The following is a 17425-nucleotide window of genomic DNA, read 5'->3' as shown; positions in this document are numbered from 1 at the left end:
CTCGTCCGGATCAGTAGGTCTCGCGCCACCGCCCACGCCAGCGCCCGCACCGCCGGCCGCGCCGCCGGCCGCACCGCCGGCCGCACCGCCGCCCCGGCACGCGCGGCGCGCCGGCGCCGGCGCCCTGGGCGTCGCGACGGGTTCCGGGCCACACTGACCCCATGCCCTCGACGCCGAGCGTGTCCTCGTCCATCACCGCGCGCCTGCACGTGGAGGCGCGGCCCACGGCCGTCTCCGAGCTGACGTCCGCGATCGAGCAGACGGGGGGGATCGTCACCGCGCTGGACGTCACGGCGTCGGGGCACGAGCGGCTCACCGTCGACGTGACCTGCGCGACCAGCGGCGAGGAGCACGCCGGCCAGATCGTCGAGGCCCTGCGCGCGCTGCCGGGCGTCGACGTCGAGCGGGTCAGCGACCGCACCTTCCTCATGCACCTCGGCGGCAAGCTGTCGATCGAGTCGAAGGTGCCGCTGCGCAACCGTGACGACCTGTCGATGGCCTACACGCCGGGCGTGGCCCGGGTGTGCGAGGCGATCGCCGCCCGGCCGGACGACGCGCGCCGGCTCACGATCAAGCGGAACACCATCGCCGTCGTCACCGACGGCAGCGCGGTGCTGGGGCTCGGGGACATCGGGCCGCTGGCGTCCCTGCCGGTGATGGAGGGCAAGGCCGCGCTGTTCAAGCGGTTCGCCGGGATCGACGCGTTCCCGCTCGCCCTCGACACCCAGGACGTGGACGAGATCGTCGAGACCGTCGTGCGGGTCGCGCCGGTGTTCGCCGGGATCAACCTCGAGGACATCTCGGCGCCGCGGTGCTTCGAGGTCGAGCGGCGGCTGCGCGAGCGCCTCGACATCCCGGTGTTCCACGACGACCAGCACGGCACGGCGATCGTCGTGACGGCGGCGCTGACGAACGCGCTGAAGGTCGTCGGCAAGCAGATCGACCAGGTCCGGGTGGTGCTGTCCGGCGCGGGGGCGGCGGGCACCGCGGTGCTCAAGCTGCTGCTGTCGGCGGGCGTGCACGACGTCGTGGTCGCCGACATCGACGGCATCGTGCACACCGGGCGGGAGCTGGCTTCGCCCGAGCTGCGCTGGATCGCCGAGCGGACCAACCCGCGCGGCGTGACCGGCGAGCTGCGCGGCGCGCTGGCCGGGGCGGACGTGTTCATCGGGGTCAGCGCGCCGAACATCCTCACCGGCGAGGACGTCGCGACGATGGCCCCGGACGCGATCGTGTTCGCGATGGCGAACCCGCGCCCGGAGATCGACCCGGTCGAGGCGGCCCGGTACGCGGCGGTCGTCGGCACCGGCCGCAGCGACGTCGCCAACCAGATCAACAACGTCCTGGCGTTCCCGGGGGTGTTCCGCGGGCTGCTCGACGCCCGGTCCCACGTCATCACCGACGCGATGCTGCTCGCCGCGGCGCGGGCGCTCGCCTCGGTGGTGTCCGACGACGAGCTCAACCCGGCGTACATCATCCCGAGCGTGTTCCACCCCGACGTCGCCACGACGGTCGCCACCGCGGTCGCGCAGGTGGCGGGCGCGGCGGCCGGCCCGCGGGCGGACACCGGGGCGGTGGCGGTCGTCCCGGTGCCCGGGATCTAGCGGTTCCGGGGCGGGTCCCGCACCGCCCGCGACCCGGGGTGCGCGCCCGGGCGACCGTAGGATCGACCGGTGCAGTGCCACCACTACGACGCCGCCCGGTGTCGCTCCTGCACCTGGATCGAGCTGCCCTACGCCGACCAGCTCGCCGCGAAGCAGGAGCGCTGCCGCGAGCTCGTCGACCCGTTCGGGCCGGTCGACTGGCTCCCGGCGGTGGCGAGCGCGGAGCAGGGCTTCCGGAACAAGGCGAAGATGGCGGTCGGCGGCACGGTCGACGCGCCCACGCTCGGGATCCTCGACCCCGGCGGCGTCGGGGTCGACCTGCGCGACTGCCCGCTCTACCCGGCGTCGCTGCAGGCCGCGCTGCCCGTGCTCGCGGAGTTCGTGACGCTCGCGCGCCTCGTCCCGTACGACGTGCCGACCCGCCGGGGCGAGCTCAAGTACGTGCTGGTCACCGAGTCGCCCGACGGCGAGCTGATGGTCCGGTTCGTGCTGCGGTCCTCCGAGGCGCTGCCGCGCCTGCGCAAGCACCTGCCGTGGCTGCTCGCCGCGCTGCCGCGGGCCGTCGTCGTGTCGGCGAACCTGCTGCCGGAGCACAAGGCCGTCCTCGAGGGCGAGCAGGAGGTCGTGCTGACGGAGCGAGCGACGCTGCGGATGCGCATCAACGACGTCGACCTGCACCTCCGCCCGCAGAGCTTCTTCCAGACGAACACCGCCGTCGCGGCCGCGCTGTACCGGATCGGCCGGGAGTGGGTCGACGCCGCCGGGCCGCGCTCGGTGTGGGACCTGTACTGCGGGGTCGGCGGCTTCGCGCTGCACGTGGCCCGGCCGGGGCGCGCGGTCGTCGGGATCGAGACCAGCACCGAGGCGGTCGCGAGCGCCGAGCAGAGCCGCGACGACCTCGGGCTGGCCGACGTGCGGTTCGCCGCCGGCGACGCGACCGCGTTCGCCCTGGGCGCCGCGGCGGCGCCGGACCTCGTGGTCGTCAACCCGCCGCGGCGCGGCATCGGGCCGGCGCTCGCCGGGTGGCTGGAGGAGTCCGGCGTCCGGGACGTCGTGTACTCGTCGTGCAACGCCGCCTCGCTGGCCCGGGACCTGGCCGCGATGCCGTCGCTGCGCCCGCGCCGCGGCCGGCTGCTCGACATGTTCCCGCAGACCGGGCACTACGAGGTCGTCGTCGCGCTGTCCCGGGACTGACGCCCGCGCCGGGTCGGCCGTGCCTTTCGTCCCACGTCCGGCGCCGGCCGGCGGAGCACGCTGGTCGCATGCTGACCGTCGCCCAGGCCCTCGAGTACCAGACGCAGGCGGCCCGGACGAAGACCGACCTCGCCCGCCGCCCCGGCGTCTACCTGGTCAACACGATGCTCGCCGGCGCGTACATCGGGCTCGGCGTGGTCATCATGGCGACCGCGGGCGGTCCGCTCGCGGACGCCGGCTCCGGGTTCGCCCCGCTGGTGCAGGGCCTGGTGTTCGGCGTCGCCCTGACGATCGTCGTGGTGGCCGGTGGCGAGCTCGCCACCTCCGCGATGATGGTCTTCACCCAGGGGGCGATGCGCGGCGCGATCTCGTGGGGCCGCGCCGGCGCGACGCTGCTCGCCTGCCTCGCGGGCAACCTGCTCGGGGCGTTCGTCCTGGCGGTGGTGCTGCACCTGTCCGGCGCCCTCGGGCCCGACCGCCCCGGCGGCCGGATGATCGCGTCGATGATCGCCCACAAGGCCGAGGAGTCCGGGACCGAGCTGTTCTTCCGCGGCGTGCTGTGCAACCTCCTGGTCTGCCTGGCGATCTGGTGCGCGGGCCGGCTGCAGGACGAGGTCGCGAAGATCGTCGTGGTCTTCGCCTGCGTCATGGTCTTCATCACCTCCGGGTTCGAGCACGTGGTCGCCAACATGACGACGTTCTCGTTCGGACTCGTGGGCGGGCTGCCGGACGCGACGGTCGCCGAGTTCGCGCGGAACGTGCTGCTGGTCGGGCTCGGGAACCTGGTCGGCGGCGGGCTGCTCGTCGGCGCGGCGAACGCCGTGGCCGCGGCGCCGGCGCGCCCGGCGGGCGTCCCGGCGGTGCCGGCCGCGACCGAGGCGCCCGCCGAGCCCGCCGCAGCCGGCGCGGGCGCCGCAGCCGGCGCGGGCGCCGCAGCCGGCGCGGGCGCCGCGGCCGGCGCGGAGCCGCGACCCCTCGCCGCCGGGAGGCGCTGACCCGCACCCGCGTTCACGCCCGGATCCGGACATCTCGGGCGCGCCGCAGGGCGTCCTGCGCCGCGGCGCCCTACGGTCGGACGGAGCACCGACGTGTCCCGACCGGCCGCGTCGCACACCGAACCCGCTGCGCGGGAGGCGCCACCGCTCCTGCCCCGCACTGAGCCGGCGACAAGGGAGCAGACATGAGCAGCACCTCGGACCGCGAGCACGACGACGCCGTGACGGCCGACGCCGCCGAGCAGCGCGCGTCGGGCGGCACCGGAGCGACCTCGACGGGCGCGGCTCCCGGCGCGACGACGCCGACGCCGTCGGCTGCTGCCCCCGTCGACCCGGCAGCCGGCGACGAGGCGACGAGCGCGGGCGAGCCCGGCCGCACCGGCGCGACGCCCGCCGCTCCCGCCGCCGAGCCGGCCGCCACCGAGCCGACTGCCGCGCAGCGGGCCGCCGCGGACCCGGCCGTCGCCGCCGTCCCCGCGCGCCGCACGACCACCCCGGGCCGCGGCACGAGCGCGCACCGCGCCACCCGCCCCGCGCCCACGCCGCCCGCGCCGGAGGAGCCGGTCGCCTCGGTCGTCCCCGCCACCGGCCACGCGCCCGGCGTCCCGGGCACCCCCGGCGGACCCGGCACCCCCGGCGGACCCGGCACCCCCGGCGGGCCCGGCACCCCCGGTGGACCCGGGAAGCCCGGCGGGCCCGGGACGGCGCGGCTGTCCCCGGACGGCTCCGGCGCCCCGACGGCCCCGCTGCCCACGACGCCCGCGGCGGGCGTCGCCGAGCCCGCCGCCCCGCCGGAGCCCGTGCGGCGCACCAGCATCCGCGGCGCCGAGGCGCGCGCGGCCGCCGTCCTCACCCGCGACCCCGCCGAGCCCGGCGCGGTCCCGGACGCCCCGCCCGGGACCGGCACCCCGGCCGCCGGCCTCCCCGGCACCGGCCCGTCGGACGCCTCCGTCCCGTACGGCGACCCCTCCGCTCCCGCGCCCGCCGGACCGACCGCGCCGGTCATCCCGGGCGGCCAGGACGAGGCCGAGCAGGACGGCCCCCGCACGGCCCGCTCCCGCCGCGGCGGTGCCACCGCGGCCCGCCCCGAGCCCGCCCGGCGGCCCGGCGGGGGCGCGCTGCGGCACGTGCTCGGCGCGCTCGTCGGTCTGCTGGTGGGCGCGATCGGCGTCTGGACCGTGCTGTTCGGCCAGTCGCGCGTGCTCGCCGCGCAGGCCCCGGGCTGGGACGCCTCGTACGACGCGATCGGCGTGGTGCTGGTCACGGTCGGCGTGGCGGTGCTCGCGCTGGTCCTGGCGCTGGGGCTGTGGACGCCCGCCGTCCCGCTCACGGCCGGCGCGGTCGCCTCGGTCGTGGGCGTGGTGCTGCTCTACGTGCCCGCCACGACGCACGTCGACGTGGTGCGCTGGTTCGCCACGGACGGCACGGAGTACTCCGTGGTGCGCGCGACGGTCACGGCGACGTCCGGGTCGGTGTTCGTCGTCGGCTCGCTGCTGCTCGTGGCCGGGCTGGTGCTCGCCGTCGCCCGGCGCCGCTGGCTCCCGCGGGTCTGACGGCGGGGCGGCGGGCGCGCCGGCACCCCGCCGGCGCCCCGCCCGCGCACCCCCGGCGCACGCCGCACGCGCCCGCCCGGCACCCCCGGAACGACCCGCCACCACCGCATCCGCGCTCGCCAGGGACGTAAGTCCTACTAGAGTGCCGGGAGACGCGGCATCCGAGCCGCGCCAGCCCGCACCGACGTCGTTGCGCTGGAGGCACACGTGGCCCTCGACAACTCCGCCCCGCCCGCCGGGTCCGCCGGGGGCACGCCCCCCGCGGCCGGCACGCCGGACGCCCCCGCCCCGGGGCTCGAGAACCTGCTGACCGAGGACCGCCGGTTCCCGCCCGATCCCGCGTTCGCCGCGCAGGCGAACGCCCACGCCGAGCTCTACTCCTGGGCCAACTCCGCCCGCCTCGAGTTCTGGGCGGAGCAGGCGCGCTCGCTGCTCGACTGGGCCGAGCCGTTCCAGGAGGTCCTCGACTGGTCGGGCGCCCCGGTCGCGCGCTGGTTCGGCGACGGCCGGCTCAACGCCGCGTACAACGCGGTCGACCGGCACGTCGCGGCGGGCCACGGCGACCGCGTCGCCCTGCACTTCGAGGGCGAGCCCGGCGACACCCGGACGCTCACCTACGCCGACCTGCAGCGCGAGGTGTCCCGGGCGGCCCACGCCCTCACGGAGCTCGGCGTGCAGACCGGCGACCGGGTCGCGATCTACCTGCCGCTGATCCCCGAGGCCGTCATCGCGATGCTGGCCTGCGCCCGGATCGGCGCCCCGCACTCCGTGGTGTTCGGCGGTTTCTCCGCCGAGGCGCTGCACACCCGGATCCTCGACGCCGACGCCCGCGTGGTCATCACCGCGGACGGTGGCTACCGGCGCGGCGCCGCGAGCGCCCTGAAGCCGACGGTCGACGAGGCGCTCGCCAAGGGGAGCGGCGACGTGGTCCGCCGCGTGCTCGTGGTCCGGCGCACCGGCCAGGACGTGCCGTGGACCGAGGGCCGCGACGTCTGGTGGCACGACGCGGTCGACCGCGCCCCCGACACGCACGAGCCGGTCGCGGTCGAGGCGGAGCACCCGCTGTTCATCCTCTACACCTCGGGCACCACCGGGAAGCCGAAGGGCATCTTCCACACCACGGGCGGCTACCTGACGCAGGCGGCGTGGACGCACCTCAACGTCTTCGACCTCAAGCCCGAGACCGACGTGTACTGGTGCACCGCCGACGTCGGCTGGGTGACCGGGCACACCTACGTCGTCTACGGGCCGCTGATCAACGGCGCGACCCAGGTCATCTACGAGGGCACCCCGGACACCCCGCACCGCGGGCGCTGGTGGGAGATCGTCCAGAAGTACGGGGTGTCGATCCTGTACACCGCGCCGACGGCGATCCGGACCTGCATGAAGTGGGGCGAGGACGTGCCGGGCGGGTTCGACCTGTCGAGCCTGCGGGTGCTCGGGTCGGTCGGCGAGCCGATCAACCCGGAGGCCTGGACCTGGTACCGCCGGGTGATCGGCGGCGACCGGACCCCGGTGGTCGACACCTGGTGGCAGACCGAGACCGGCGCCATCATGATCAGCCCGCTGCCGGGCGTCACCGTCGCCAAGCCGGGCTCCGCGCAGACGCCGCTGCCCGGCATCGCCGCCGACGTGATCGACGACGACGCGAGGTCCGTCCCGAACGGGTCGGGCGGCTACCTGGTGCTCACCGAGCCGTGGCCGTCCATGCTCCGGGGGATCTGGGGCGACGAGCAGCGGTTCCGCGACACGTACTGGTCGCGGTTCGCCGGCATCTACTTCGCCGGCGACGGGGCCAAGAAGGACGAGGACGGGGACATCTGGCTGCTCGGCCGCGTGGACGACGTGATGAACGTGTCCGGGCACCGGCTGTCGACGACGGAGATCGAGTCGGCGCTCGTCTCGCACCCGTCGGTCGCCGAGGCCGCCGTCGTGGGCGCGACCGACGACACCACCGGCCAGGCCGTCGTCGCGTTCGTCATCCTGCGCGGCGGGGCCGCCGAGCGGTCGCCCGAGGAGACGGCCACCGAGCTGCGCGCGCACGTCGCGCAGCAGATCGGCCCGATCGCCAAGCCGCGCACGATCCTCGTGGTCCCCGAGCTGCCCAAGACCCGGTCCGGCAAGATCATGCGCCGCCTGCTGCGCGACGTCGCCGAGCACCGGCAGGTCGGCGACGCCACCACGCTGGCCGACTCCTCGGTCATGGACCTCATCCAGCAGGGGTTGCAGAAGCCCGCGGGCTGAGCACACCGCGCGCTCGGGCAACCATCTCCGTAGACTGGTCCGCGTGCCCCGCTCCGGCGGGGCACGCGCCGGTCCGCCTGCGCCCGCCCGGGCGCCGGTCGCGGGACCGGCCGACGGATCGGGAGCAGGGGGCAGCAGTGACCGGGTGGGACCTCACCGCGCGTCGCGCCGTCGACCTGCGCCGCGTCGCCAGCGCGCTCTGTCGCTGAGCACGACCGCCGTCCCCCCGCCCGCCGTGCGCGGGCCCCCCCCCACCACCACGGGTGCGCGTCGGCGCGCCCGCGAAAGGCTCCCCCATGTCCTCCACCGCCTCCGCGGTGCGTGGCCGCTCGCGCGCCCGCGCCCTGCTCGGCAACTTCGGCTTCCAGATCATCGCGGCGCTCGTGCTCGGCGCCGCGCTCGGCTGGGTCGCCCTGTCGATCGGCCCCGTCGACGCAGGCACCGACGCCGAGTCCCCGAACTGGCTGACCAGCACCCTGGACACGATCGGCTCGTCGTTCGTCACGCTGCTGCGCGCCATCGTCCCGCCGCTGATCTTCGCCGCGATCGTCGCGTCCGTCGCCAACCTGCAGAACGTCGCCAACGGCGCGCGCCTGGCGTGGCGGACCCTGTCGTGGTTCGCGATCACGGCGCTGATCTCCGTGGTCATCGGCATCGGCCTCGGCCTCGTGCTGCAGCCCGGCAACCACACCACCATCAGCCTCGACCAGGCGGAGGAGCCGGGCCGCACCGGCTCCTGGACCGACTTCCTCGACGGTCTGATCCCGGGGAACCCGCTGGGCCTCGGCGCCAGCACCTCGGTCGCCGAGGACGGCACCGCCAGCACGTCGGTCAGCTTCAACGTCCTGCAGATCGTCGTCATCGCGATCGTCGTCGGCATCGCGGTGCTGCGCACCGGGGCGAAGGCCGAGCCGTTCCTGTCGTTCGTCCGGTCCGCGCTGGCCGTGATCCAGAAGGTGCTGTGGTGGGTCATCCGCCTCGCCCCGCTGGGCACGCTCGGCCTGGTCGGCAACGCCGTCGCCTCGTACGGGTGGGACTCGCTGGCCTCGCTCGGCCGGTTCGCGATCGCCGTGTACGTCGGCCTCGCGCTGGTGCTGCTCGTCGTCTACCCGGTGCTGCTGCGGGTCAACGGCCTCGGCGTGGCGCGCTGGTTCCGCGGCGCCTGGCCGGCGATCCAGCTGGCGTTCGTGTCCCGGTCGTCGATCGGCACGCTCCCGGTGACGCAGCGGGTGACCGAGCGGAACCTCGGCGTGCCGTCGGAGTACGCGTCGTTCGCGGTGCCGCTGGCGGCGACCACCAAGATGGACGGCTGCGCCTCGATCTACCCGGCGATCTCGGCGATCTTCGTCGCGCAGATCTTCGGCATCGACCTGTCGGTGCTCGACTACCTGCTGATCGCGTTCGTGTCCGTGGTCGGGTCCGCCGCCACCGCCGGCCTCACCGGCGCGATCGTCATGCTGACCCTGACGCTGTCGACCCTCGGCCTGCCGCTCGCGGGCGTCGGCCTGCTCCTGGCGATCGACCCGATCCTCGACATGGGCCGCACCGCGGTGAACGTCGCCGGGCAGACGCTGGTGCCGACGATCGTCGCGAAGCGCGAGGGCGTCCTCGACCGGGCCCGCTACGACTCCGCGCAGGCGGAGGACCTGTTCACGGACGACGACGAGGAGTCCGCCCCGTCCGACGCGCTGCCCGCCCCGGAGCCGGCTGCGGCGCGCTAGCCCGAGCTCGCTCGCGACGCGCCGCGCGTCCTGACGCGCCGAGGTCGTCGGTTCCGTCCGCGCGAGCGGGTGCGGAACCGACGACCTCGGGCGCGACCGACGACCTCGGCCGTCGGGCGGCGGCCGTCGGGCGGCGGCCGTCGGGCCTCGGCCGTCGGGCGCCGGCGGCTCAGCGCGTCGGGTGCGTCAGCGTCCCCGTGCGGGCGACCTCGCCCAGCCAGTGCGCGCTCGGCTTGGGGGTGCGCTCGAACGTGTCGCGGTCCCAGGCGATGAGCCCGAACGTCGGCGTGTACGAGCCCCACTCGTAGTTGTCGAGCGCCGACCAGTGCAGGTACCCGCGCACGTCGATGCCGTCGGCCATCGCCTCGTGCACGCCGACCAGCGCGTCGTGCGTGTAGTCGACCCGGCGTGCGTCGTCCTGCGTCGCGATGCCGTTCTCGGTCACCACGACCGGCACGCCGCCCGTGCGCTCCCACGCGTTCCGGATGCCGATGCCGATGGCGGGCGGGAAGTACTCCCAGCCGGTCAGCGTCGTCTCGGCGCCCTCGGGCACCGGCAGCGGGTTCCCCTGCGGGTCGACGAACGTGCGCAGGTAGCCCTGGACGCCGATCCAGTCGTCGCCCTTCGCGGCGTCGAGGAAGATGTCCTCCCGCGGGTAGCCGTAGGCCTTCGTGGCCTCCTCGGCCCCGGGCGCCGCGTGGTACGCCTGCGTCGCGACCGACCAGCCCGACCGCACCTGCGGGAGCTGCGTGAGCACCGCGCGCGACCGTCGGTGCGCCTCGATCAGCGCGTCGGTGATCCGCGGGTCCGGCGCCGGCAGCCGGGACGCGGTCATCTCGGTGCCCTCCTCGCCGCGGGTCATCGCGACCATGTTGGGCTCGTTGATGGTGCAGACCCACTCGACGTCGTCGCCGAGGACGGGCAGCGCGATCTCGGTGAACCGCTCGAACAGCGCCGGGGCGTCCGGGTTCCGCCAGCCGCCGAGCCGCGCGAACCAGCGCGGGTGCGTGAAGTGGTGCAGCGTCACCGACGGCGTGAGGCCGTGCTCGCGGCAGGTGTCGACCATGCGGCGGTAGTGCGCGAGCTGCGCCTTCGACACGAAGCCCTGCTCCGGCTCGATCCGGGCCCACTCGATGCTGAACCGGTAGGAGTTCATCCCGAGCGACGCGAGCAGCGCGATGTCCTCGGGGTACCGGTGGTAGGAGTCGGCGGCGTCGCCGGAGGGCTCGGCCAGGTCGGTCCCCGGCGCGTGCTCGCGCACCCACCAGTCGGAGTTGACGTTGTTCCCCTCGACCTGGTGCGCGGCGGTGGAGGCGCCCCAGAGGAAGCCCTCGGGGAACTGGCGGCTGTCGGACATGCGGGTCCTTCCGGTGGTGCGGGGTGCGGGGTACGGGGTCACTTGAGGCCGACGGTCGCGATGCCCTGGACGAAGTAGCGCTGCAGCAGCACGAACAGCAGGAGGATCGGCGTGATGACCAGCACCGCGCCGGCCAGCAGCAGGCCGTAGTCGGTCGCCTGCTGGCCCGTGGAGTACAGGGACAGCGCGACGGGCAGCGTGTACATGTCCTGGCTCTGCGCCGCGACGAGCGGCCACAGGAAGTTGTTCCACGAGCCGAGGAACGTGAGGATGCCGAGCGTCGCGAGCGGCGGCCCGCACAGCGGCATGACCACGCGCGCGAAGATGCGCAGCTCGCCGGCGCCGTCGATCCGCGCGGCCTCCATCAGCGGCTCGGGGATCCCGAGCATGAACTGGCGCATGAGGAACACGCCGAGCGGCTGGGTGAGGAACGGCAGGATCAGCGCCGGGTAGGTGTTGAGCAGGCCGAGCGACGTGACCTGCACGAACAGCGGCACGAACGTCACGACGCCCGGGACCATCAGCATGATCATGACGAGCGCGAACAGCGCCCTCTTGCCCGGGAAGTCCATCTTGGCGAGCGCGTAGCCCACCATCGAGCAGAACAGCAGGTTCCCGAGCACGGTCACGACGGCGACGACCACCGAGTTGGTGAAGAACTGGCCGAAGTTCAGGTCGGTGAACCAGCGCCCGAAGTTGGCGAAGGTCGGGTCCTGCGGCCAGATGGTCGGCGGCTTGGTGAGGATCTCGCGCTGCGTCTTGACCGAGCCGAGCACCATCCAGACGAACGGCAGCAGCCACAGCAGCACACCGACGACGAGGACGGTGTAGGTGAGCGCACGGCCCGTGGACAGCCGGCGGCGGCGCGGCGGCGTCGGCCGCGCGAGCCGGTCGACGGCCGGGTGCGGGGACGGCGGGGTGATGGTGGACACGGTTCCCCCTAGTCCTGCGACCGCAGCAGCCGGAACTGCAGCAGGCTCATGAGCGCGATGGCGAGGAACAGCACGTAGGACGCCGCCGAGGCGAACCCGTACTTGCCGAAGCCGAACTGCTCGAACGTGTAGAAGGCGGTCGACAGCGTGGAGTCGAGCGGGCCGCCCTGCGTCATCACGAAGGCCTCCTCGAAGAACTGCAGGTAGCCGACCGAGATGAGCACCGCGCCGAGCAGCAGGGTCGGGCGCAGCAGCGGCAGCGTCACGCTGCGGAACCGGCGCCACGGGGAGGCGCCGTCCACGACCGCGGCCTCCTGCACCTCCGCCGGGACGGACTGCAGGCCGGCCAGGAAGATCACCATGAGCGTGCCGACGTTGCGCCAGACCGCCATGAGGATCAGCGACGGCAGGGCCCAGGTGGTCGAGTTCAGCCAGTTCGGCCCCTCGATCCCGACCCAGCCGAGCGCGGTGTTGAGCAGCCCGTCGGGCTGCAGGATGTACCGCCACACCACCGACACGGCGACGATGCTGGTCACCACGGGGGCGTAGAACCCGACGCGGAACGCCGACCGGAACCGGCCGATCCCCGAGTTCAGCGCCACCGCCAGCGCGAGCGCCACGACCATCGTCAGCGGGATGCCGACGACGACGAACGTCCCGGTGACGGCGAGGGACTTGAGGAACCGCGCGTCGCCGAGCAGGGCGACGTACTGGTCCAGCCCGACGAAGTTCACCGCGAACGGCGTGCGGACGTCCCGCGAGGTGAAGTCGGTGAACGACATCGCGAACGACGACACCAGCGGCACGAGCATGAAGAACCCGAAGACCAGGACGAACGGCAGCGCGAACATCCACGCGACCATCCCCTGGCGCCGGCGGCGCGCGGCGGCGGGTCCCCGGGAGGCGGCGGCCCGTGCCCGGCCGGGTCGCGTGGACCCGGCCGGACGGGGTGCGGCTGTGGTGGTCATGCGGCTCAGCCCACGCCGATCGACGACGCCTGCTGCTGCAGCTCGGCGAGGGCGTCCTCGGGCGCCTCGCCGCTGACCGTCATCCGCTCGAGCACGGAGTCGGCGGCGGCCCCCACCTGGACCCAGGCGGTGTTGACCGGCGGGGCCTGGGTGTCCTCGAGCTGCTCGCCGAACACGGCCAGCTTCTCGTCGTCGGCCAGCGCCGGGTCGTCCCACGCGGACTGCTGCGAGGGCAGGTCGCCCGTGACGCCGTACCACTCGACCTGCACGTCGGGCTGGGTCAGCCAGTCGACGAGCTTCCACGCGGCGTCCTGGTTGTCCGAGTCCTGGAACACGACCAGGTTCGAGCCGCCCGCGAACGAGGTGGACGAGTCGCCCGCCGGGATCCGCGCCGTCGCGTACTTGTCCTCGAAGCCCTCGCCGCCGAGCGTGGCGAGCTGACCCATCATGAACGGGCCGTCGATGAGCATCGGGGTGGTGCCGGCGACGAACTCGGCCTCCTGCGCGCCCGGGGTCTTGTCCGCGGCCGGGTTCGCGACGCCGTCCGCGAAGAACGACGTGTAGTACTCGTACGCCTCGACCATCTCGGGGGTGTCGAGCGTCCACTCGGTCCCGTCGTCGTCCATCAGGCTCGCGCCGTTCGACCACGGGGCCCACAGCGAGCCCTGGAACGAGTCGTTCCCCGCGGACTGCAGCCGGATGCCGTAGTCGGCGCCCGCCTTCTCCTGCATGTCGGCGGCCATCTGCTTGAGGTCCTCCTGCGTGGCCGGCGCCTCGGTCCAGCCGGCCTGCTCGGCCAGGTCGGTCCGGTAGTAGAGGACCCGGGTGTCCACGTACCAGGGCACGCCGACCGCGGTGCCGTCCAGCTCGGCGGTGCCGAGGGAGCCCTCGAAGACCCCGCTCGTGTCGATGCCGTCCGGCACCGGGGCGAACGCGTCGCCGAACTCGGCCATCCAGGTGGTGCCCATCATCGCGACGTCGGGCGTGGTGCCCGCGGCGATCGAGGTCTGGAACTTGTCGCGCGCGGCGTCCCACGGGATCGGCACGACCTCGATGTCGAGGTCGGGGTTCGCGTCGGTGAACGCCTGCACGAAGTCGGGCAGCGCCTCGCCCTCGGCGCCCATGGCCCACACGGTGAGCTCGCCGGAGGCGGCGCCCTCGGACAGGGTCGCGGCGTCGGTCGCGGCGCCGGTGCCGGCGTCGTCGGAGCGGCCGCACGCGGTCAGCGCGGTCACGGCGAGCGCGGTCACCAGGGCGACGCGCGCAGCGGGACGGATCATGGTTCGTTCCTCCTCGAACGGACGGGTGCGGTGCGCCGGCGGCCACCTGGCGCTTCTATGCGCTTAGATCACCACCGATGTTAAGCGCATAGAATGAGGTGGTGCAAGGGGCACGAGGAAGGGGCGAGGAAGCCCCTACCATCGACCGGGCCCCCGGAGGAGGTGGAGCAGTGCCGCGTCGACCGACCGTCTACGACGTCGCCGAGCGCGCCGGCGTGTCGATCGCCACCGTGTCGTTCACGTTCCGGCAGCCCGAGCGCGTCCGGGAGTCGACCCGCGCCGCCGTGCTCGTCGCCGCCCGGGAGCTCGGGTACGTGCCGAACGCGAGCGCCCGCGGGCTGGCGCACGGACGCACCGGCGCCCTGGGGCTCTACTCGTTCGACCTCATGCTCGCGGCGCCGCAGCAGGGCGCCGACGGCGCGGCCCCCGCGGGCGACGCAGACGACCTCGACCCCGACGCCGACCCCCGGGCCTTCCCGCTCTACGTCGACGAGGTGCAGCGCGGCTACGAGCTCGAGTGCTGGCAGCGCGGCCAGGCGCTGCTGCTGAGCAGCGGCAGCGGGTCGGGCGCGTCGGTCACCGAGGTCGCCGGCCGGGTGGACGGGCTCGCGGTGTTCCCCGGGCCGACGCCCGTCGGGACGCTCGAGCACGTCGCCCGCCGGATCCCGGTCGTCGCGTTCAGCATCCCGCCGGTCGCCGACGGCCTGCACCACGTCACGGTGGACAACCGGGCCGGCATGCGCGACCTCGTCGGGCACCTGGTCGGCGACCACGACCTGCGCGACCTCGGGTTCGTCGGGCGGCTGACCACGCCGGACTACGCGGAGCGGTTCGCGGGTTTCCGCGAGGCCGTGGCGGCCGCGGGGCTGGACGCGCCCGCCGAGCCGCTCGACCCGACCGACCTCGCGGAGCCGCACCGGTTCGAGGTCGTGGCGTCGCTGGCGGCGGAGGACCGGCTGCCCCGCGCGCTGGTGTGCGCGAGCGACCAGCTGGCGCTCGCCGTGCTCGACCTGCTCGCCGCGCGCGGGGTCCCCGTGCCGGAGCGGGTCGTGGTCACCGGGTTCGACGGCATCCTGGCCGGGCGGCTCGCGCGGCCGACGCTGACGACCGTCCGGCAGCCGATGGCCGCGATGGGGCGGCTGGCGGTGCAGGTGCTGGTGCGGCACGCGGGCGCGCCCGCGGAGGAGCCGGAGAGCCACCTGCTGCCGGTGCGCGTGGTGCGGCGCGAGTCCTGCGGCTGCCCGCCCGCCCTCGCCTGACCCCCGGGGTCAGGCGAGGGCGTGCTCCCGCACGTGCCGGACCAGCGCGGCCGTCGCCGCGGACGGGCGCCGGTCCCGCGGCACCGCGAGCGCCAGCGGCCAGCGCAGCCCGGCCGCCAGCGGCACCGCGGGCAGGTCGGGCGCGGCCTCGGCGGTGAACCGCGGCACGATCGCGACCCCCAGCCCGTGCCGCACGTAGCCCGCCACGGTCCCGATGTCCGCGACCTCGACCGTCACCCGCCGCTCCAGCCCCGCGGCGGCGAACGCGCGGTCCGTCGCCGCCCGGTTCCCGTAGCCGGCGGGCGAGTCGATGAAGTCGAGCCCGGCGACCTCCGCGAGGTCGACCGCCCGCCCGGCCGCCCGCGCCGCGAGGTCGTGCCCCGCCGGGACCAGCAGGTCCATCGGCGCCGACGCGAGGTCGAGCAGCCGGACGCCGGGGGCCGAGCCGGTCGGCACCGACACGAACGCCAGGTCGAGGCGCCGGTCCGCCACCGACGCGGCCAGGCCGGCGGATCCCGAGGTGGAGGCGCTGAGGCGCAGCGCGACCCCCGGGTGCGCCCGGTGGAACGCGCCGAGCAAGGCCGGCACGTCGACCAGGCCGACCGACGGCATGGTCCCGACCCGGACCGTGCCGGACAGGCCGCCGCGCACCAGGTCGACGGCCTCGCGGGCGTCCCGCGCCGCGTCGAGCGCGGCCCGGGCGTGCGGGAGCAGCGCGGCACCCGCGTCGGTGAGGGTGACCCGGCGCGGGCCGCGGGTGAGCAGCGGTGCCCCGACCTCGCGCTCCAGGGCCTGCACCGACGCGGACACCGCTGACTGCACGAGGAGCAGCCGTCCCGCCGCGGCGGTGAACGTGCCCTCCTCGACGACGGCGACGAACGCGCCGAGCTGGCGGAGCTCCATGGGCGGGATGATATCGCTGACACCGATGGCGGGTAGCGCAAATCAGCGTTGGACGCGATGGCGTCCTGCGGCGCACCGTGGCAGAGCACGCGCACCCCGACCGAGAGGACGGCCGCCCGCCATGTCCAGCCCCACGCTCCCGCGCCCCGCCCGGGCCGACGGGACCCGGACGCCGCCGGTGACCGCCTCCGCCGTCGCCCCGCCCGCGCCCCGGGCCTCCGTCGCCCGCCACCGCGCCGGGTTCTGGCTGGTCGCCGCCGCCTTCCTCGCGACGATGGCGTTCTCCACCGCACCCGCGCCGCTCTACCCGCTCTACCAGGCGGCCGACGGGTTCTCGACGTTCACCGTGACGATCGTGTTCGCCGCGTACGCGGTGGGCGTCGCCCTGGCGCTGGTCCTCGCCGGGCACGTCTCCGACTGGCTCGGCCGGCGCCGGGTCCTGCTGCCGGCGATCGCGCTCGAGCTCGTCGCGGGCGCGCTGTTCCTGTCCGGGACCGGCCTGGCGACGCTGCTCGTCGCCCGGTTCGTCAGCGGTCTCGGCGTCGGGATGCTCACCGCGACCGCCACCGCGCACCTGCACGAGCTGCACGCCGCGCACCGGCCCGGGGACGCGGGGCGCCGCCCCCAGGTCGTCGCCGTCGTCGCGAACATCGGCGGCCTGGGGCTGGGCGCCCTGGTCGCCGGCGCCCTCGCCGAGACCGGCGTCGCACCGCTGCGGCTGCCGTACCTCGTGTTCGTCGTGCTGCTGCTGCTCGGGGTCGCCGCCGTGCTCGTGGCACCGGAGACGGTGCGCCGGCCGGCCGAGCGCCCGGCGTACCGCCCGCAGCGTCCCCGCCGCACCGGTGGCGACCCGGCCGCGCAGCTGCTCGCCTACACCGCCGCCTTCGCCTCGTTCGCGGTGTTCGGCGTGTTCACGTCGGTGGCGCCGGGGTTCGTCGGCGGGACGCTGCACCACGCGTCCCGGCTGCTCGCCGGCCTGGTGGTGTTCGTGGTGTTCGGCGCCGCGGCGGGCGTGCAGGCCGGGACCACGCGGGTCCGCCCGGCGACGCGGCTGCGCGCGGGCGTCGCCGCGGAGGCGGCGGGCCTGGTCGTGCTCACCGCCGGGATGCTCACCGGGCGGCTCGACGTCTTCCTGGTCGGCGGCGTCGTCACGGGCGCGGGCGCGGGGCTGCTCTTCGCCGCGGGCTCGGCCACGGTCGCCGCCTCGGCCGCCCCGGCGGAGCGCGGCGAGGCGCTGGCGGGGCTGTTCCTGGTCGCCTACCTCGGCCTGAGCCTGCCGGCGATGGGCCTCGGCCTCCTGGCACGCGTGCTGCCGCAGGCGACCGCGATGGCGCTGCTGTCCGGCGTGCTGCTCGTGCTCCTGGGCGCCCTGGCGCTCGGCGCCCGCCGCACCCGCCGCTGACCGCGCCCGCTCT

The 17425-nt window shown here is 75.3% G+C and carries 13 protein-coding genes; 8 read left to right on the top strand and 5 right to left on the bottom strand.

All coding sequences use genetic code 11. From position 1 onward, the window contains the following. Positions 1 to 161 precede the first annotated feature (161 nt). The 6 genes from Cpa01nite_RS06795 to Cpa01nite_RS06770 all read left to right on the top strand — a co-directional run bounded on the left by Cpa01nite_RS06795 (position 162) and on the right by Cpa01nite_RS06770 (position 9311). Positions 162 to 1604, top strand: coding sequence for an NAD-dependent malic enzyme (locus Cpa01nite_RS06795; RefSeq protein WP_203667997.1), 1443 nt, complete (start codon positions 162 to 164; stop codon positions 1602 to 1604). Between the two features lie 69 nt (positions 1605 to 1673). After that, entirely contained in the window at positions 1674 to 2798 is a 1125-nt protein-coding gene (rlmC, locus tag Cpa01nite_RS06790; RefSeq protein ID WP_203667996.1) for a 23S rRNA (uracil(747)-C(5))-methyltransferase RlmC, read from the top strand. Between the two features lie 68 nt (positions 2799 to 2866). Further along, entirely contained in the window at positions 2867 to 3793 is a 927-nt protein-coding gene (locus Cpa01nite_RS06785) for a formate/nitrite transporter family protein (protein ID WP_203667995.1), read from the top strand. A gap of 185 nt (positions 3794 to 3978) precedes the next feature. Then, entirely contained in the window at positions 3979 to 5346 is a 1368-nt protein-coding gene (locus Cpa01nite_RS06780) for a hypothetical protein (protein WP_203667994.1), read from the top strand. A gap of 303 nt (positions 5347 to 5649) precedes the next feature. Continuing rightward, positions 5650 to 7590 (top strand): acetate--CoA ligase, encoded by a 1941-nt coding sequence (gene acs, locus Cpa01nite_RS06775; protein WP_239068608.1) that lies wholly within the window; start codon positions 5650 to 5652, stop codon positions 7588 to 7590. Positions 7591 to 7886: 296 nt separating this feature from the next. After that, a complete protein-coding gene (locus Cpa01nite_RS06770) occupies positions 7887 to 9311 on the top strand; it encodes a dicarboxylate/amino acid:cation symporter (protein WP_203667992.1) in 1425 nt (474 codons plus the stop codon). 169 nt (positions 9312 to 9480) lie between these two features. Here Cpa01nite_RS06770 and Cpa01nite_RS06765 read toward each other — a convergent pair whose 3' ends face one another. The 4 genes from Cpa01nite_RS06765 to Cpa01nite_RS06750 are packed head-to-tail and all read right to left on the bottom strand — an operon-like array spanning position 9481 to position 13848. Continuing rightward, entirely contained in the window at positions 9481 to 10668 is a 1188-nt protein-coding gene (locus Cpa01nite_RS06765; RefSeq protein WP_203667991.1) for a glycoside hydrolase family 1 protein, read from the bottom strand. Between the two features lie 38 nt (positions 10669 to 10706). Then, positions 10707 to 11600, bottom strand: a complete 894-nt coding sequence (locus tag Cpa01nite_RS06760; RefSeq protein ID WP_373307348.1) for a carbohydrate ABC transporter permease — start codon at positions 11598 to 11600, stop codon at positions 10707 to 10709. Positions 11601 to 11608: 8 nt separating this feature from the next. Then, on the bottom strand, positions 11609 to 12568 hold the full coding sequence (locus Cpa01nite_RS06755) for a carbohydrate ABC transporter permease (protein WP_203667990.1): 960 nt from the start codon (positions 12566 to 12568) through the stop codon (positions 11609 to 11611). Between the two features lie 5 nt (positions 12569 to 12573). Then, complete coding sequence (locus Cpa01nite_RS06750) at positions 12574 to 13848, bottom strand: extracellular solute-binding protein (protein WP_203667989.1); 1275 nt, start codon at positions 13846 to 13848, stop codon at positions 12574 to 12576. 170 nt (positions 13849 to 14018) lie between these two features. On the opposite strand from Cpa01nite_RS06750, the gene Cpa01nite_RS06745 reads away from it, so the two are divergent. Then, on the top strand, positions 14019 to 15107 hold the full coding sequence (locus tag Cpa01nite_RS06745; protein WP_203667988.1) for a LacI family DNA-binding transcriptional regulator: 1089 nt from the start codon (positions 14019 to 14021) through the stop codon (positions 15105 to 15107). A gap of 9 nt (positions 15108 to 15116) precedes the next feature. Here the strand turns inward: Cpa01nite_RS06745 and Cpa01nite_RS06740 are convergent, their stop codons facing one another. Continuing rightward, on the bottom strand, positions 15117 to 16010 hold the full coding sequence (locus tag Cpa01nite_RS06740; RefSeq protein WP_203667987.1) for a LysR family transcriptional regulator: 894 nt from the start codon (positions 16008 to 16010) through the stop codon (positions 15117 to 15119). A 121-nt stretch (positions 16011 to 16131) separates the two neighbouring features. On the opposite strand from Cpa01nite_RS06740, the gene Cpa01nite_RS06735 reads away from it, so the two are divergent. Further along, the gene (locus Cpa01nite_RS06735; RefSeq protein ID WP_203667986.1) at positions 16132 to 17412 is read left to right on the top strand and encodes an MFS transporter; all 1281 of its coding nucleotides are present in this window, start codon (positions 16132 to 16134) and stop codon (positions 17410 to 17412) included. Positions 17413 to 17425 lie beyond the last annotated feature (13 nt).

This window comes from Cellulomonas pakistanensis (assembly GCF_016862755.1).
GTDB lineage: Bacteria > Actinomycetota > Actinomycetes > Actinomycetales > Cellulomonadaceae > Cellulomonas > Cellulomonas pakistanensis.
This window is presented reverse-complemented; position numbering and strand designations above follow the sequence as displayed.